The organism is Chitinimonas sp. (assembly GCF_041904975.1).
Taxonomy (GTDB): Bacteria; Pseudomonadota; Gammaproteobacteria; order Burkholderiales; family Chitinimonadaceae; genus Chitinimonas.
Genome location: NZ_JAYRLZ010000410.1, coordinates 1 through 2,554 on the forward strand (window position 1 = coordinate 1; position 2,554 = coordinate 2,554).

Genomic DNA, 2,554 nt, shown 5'->3' on the forward strand with positions numbered 1-2,554 from the left:
TTGACCCCCGAGCGCAGCATCGCCGTCGATCCGCGTTCGGTGCCGCTGGGGGTGCCGGTCTTTCTGGCGACGACACGCCCGAATACGAACAAACCCCTGAACCGCCTGGTGATGGCGCAGGATACTGGCAGCGCGATCAAGGGCGCAGTGCGGGCGGACTATTTTTGGGGCTTCGGCAAGGAAGCCGGCGAGCAGGCCGGGCGGATGAAGCAAAGCGGGCGAATGTGGTTACTGTTGCCGCCCGAAGCGGTGCCAAAATAAGCAGGTATGCCCTATTTTGGGTTGTTGTGGCTGATAAATGCACAATGACGGTGCGTGTTTCACTATATTGGTGCGACTTAACGCACTGATTTGAAACAAAAAGCATGCACTGGAATGGTGCTTGCTTTCGCTTCCGGGTTCTTCGATCCGGGGGTCTCATGGAAGCTGTTCAATCTGGCGGTAACGTCCTTTTCATTTTGCTGGGCGCCATCATGGTGCTCGCAATGCATGCTGGCTTCGCCTTTCTCGAAGTCGGCACGGTGCGCAAAAAAAACCAGGTCAATGCGCTGGTCAAGATCTTGACCGATTTCGCGATGTCGACCATTGCCTACTTTTTCATTGGCTACAGCATCGCTTACGGAATCAACTTCTTCTCCGGCGTCGATAGCCTGATGGAGAAAAATGGCTTCGAGCTGACCAAGTTTTTCTTTCTGCTGACTTTTGCCGCTGCCATCCCGGCCATCATTTCGGGCGGTATTGCCGAGCGCGCGAAGTTCCACCCGCAACTGATCGCCACCTTCCTGCTGGTCGGCTTCGTTTATCCTTTCTTCGAAGGTATCGCCTGGAACCAGCACTTCGGCATCCAGGCCTGGCTGAAAGCCACCTTCGGCGAAGAGTTCCATGACTTTGCCGGCTCCGTCGTCGTGCACGCCATGGGCGGCTGGATCGCGTTGCCGGCGGTGCTCCTGCTCGGTGCGCGCTATGGCCGCTATGGCAAGGATGGACGCATCTCCGCCCACCCGCCCTCATCGATTCCATTTCTCGCGCTCGGAGCCTGGATCCTGACCGTCGGCTGGTTCGGCTTCAACGTGATGAGCGCCCAGACACTGGACAAGATTTCCGGTCTGGTCGCGCTCAATTCGCTGATGGCGATGGTCGGCGGTACGTTGGTCGCCCTGTTGCTCGGCAAGAACGACCCGGGCTTCGTGCACAACGGCCCGCTCGCTGGCCTGGTGGCGGTCTGCGCCGGCTCCGATTTGATGCACCCGATTGGTGCGCTAGTGGTGGGCAGTATTGCTGGCGGGTTGTTCGTGGTCATGTTCACGCTGACGCAGAATCGCTGGAAGATCGATGACGTGCTTGGCGTCTGGCCTCTCCATGGCCTGTGCGGCGCCTGGGGTGGCATTGCGGCGGGCATATTCGGCAGCAAGGCGCTGGGTGGCGCGGGCGGTATTGCCTTCATGCCGCAATTGATCATGACCACGCTTGCCATCGCGGTGGCTGTGGCCGGTGGGCTACTGGTCTACGGATCGCTGAAAGTTGCGCTCGGCCTGCGGCTGGACCAGGAGGATGAATATCAGGGGGCAGATCTGGCGATCCACCGCATTACCGCGACTCCGGAGCGTGAGCCGAACTGGTGATGTGTGATGTGATCGCAATAAATAAAGTCAGTCGGAGTGTAATAAAGTCTGTCGGACAGATTGGATGAAGCCCCGCCATAGTGCGGGGTTTTTGTTGGTCGGGTCGTATTTGCCAGGAGAGGATAAAACAACTAATGACGCGCGATAAGTCAGGCCAGTAGCTGATGCTGTAGCAGATACACGCTGGCCCCGGCAAGGTAACCAAGCAGTGCTAGGCCGCTGATCTTCTTCACGTACCAGAAGAAATGGATCTTCTCCAATCCCATGGCAGCCACGCCGGCCGCCGAGCCGATGATCAGGATCGAACCGCCGGTGCCGGCGCAATAGGCCAGAAACTGCCACAGGAAATGATCGGCCGGGAACTCGTTCAGGCTGTACATGCCCATCGAGGCCGCGACCAGCGGCACATTGTCGACAATGGCGCTCACAATGCCGATGATCAGCACGATGACGTCCTGCCGGCCGACCGTGGCATTGAGCCATTCGGCCAGCGACGACAGGATATGCGTATGCTCCAGGGTCGCCACAGCGAGCAGGATGCCGACGAAGAAGACCAGCGAGCTCATGTCGATTTTGCTCAGCGCATGGACCAATGTCAGGTGCTGCTTGAATTCGTCCTCCTTGCGGCGATGAACCAGATCGCCGACCAGCCAGAGGATGCCGAGGCCGAACAGAATGCCCATGAAGGGCGGCAGATGGGTAATCGTCTTGAAGGCGGGCACGGCAACGAGGATGCCGATACCGAGAAAAAACATCAGGTTGCGCTCGAACTCGGTAGTCTTGATGCCATGCTCGCCCGCCGTACTGAGCGGTGATTCGACTGACTGACCGCGCAGCACGTAGGCGGTAATGGCCAGGGGAATGACCATGCTGACCAGCGCCGGCAGGATCACCGACTTGATGATGGCCAGTGCCGTGATCTGACCGCCGAT

Annotated in this window: 3 protein-coding genes; 2 read left to right on the top strand and 1 reads right to left on the bottom strand. The window is 58.7% G+C overall.

Annotated elements, in window-relative coordinates; all coding sequences use genetic code 11:
* Both ACE3OH_RS21535 and ACE3OH_RS21540 read left to right on the top strand, forming a co-directional pair.
* Positions 1-261 (top strand): 3D domain-containing protein (locus tag ACE3OH_RS21535; protein WP_374358113.1); only part of this gene is annotated, 261 nt, incomplete at its 5' end.
* A 158-nt stretch (positions 262-419) separates the two neighbouring features.
* Positions 420-1,622: an ammonium transporter gene (locus ACE3OH_RS21540; protein ID WP_374358116.1), complete on the top strand. Its 1,203-nt coding sequence runs from the start codon at positions 420-422 to the stop codon at positions 1,620-1,622.
* Positions 1,623-1,771: 149 nt separating this feature from the next.
* Here ACE3OH_RS21540 and ACE3OH_RS21545 read toward each other — a convergent pair.
* Positions 1,772-2,554: SLC13 family permease (locus ACE3OH_RS21545; protein WP_374358119.1), on the bottom strand; the 783-nt coding region annotated here is incomplete at its 5' end.

What these genes read in the sequence shown, in the direction of transcription:
- ACE3OH_RS21540 (WP_374358116.1), top strand. Translation starts at nt 420, where the DNA reads ATGGAAGCTGTTCAATCTGGCGGTAACGTCCTTTTCATTTTGCTGGGC.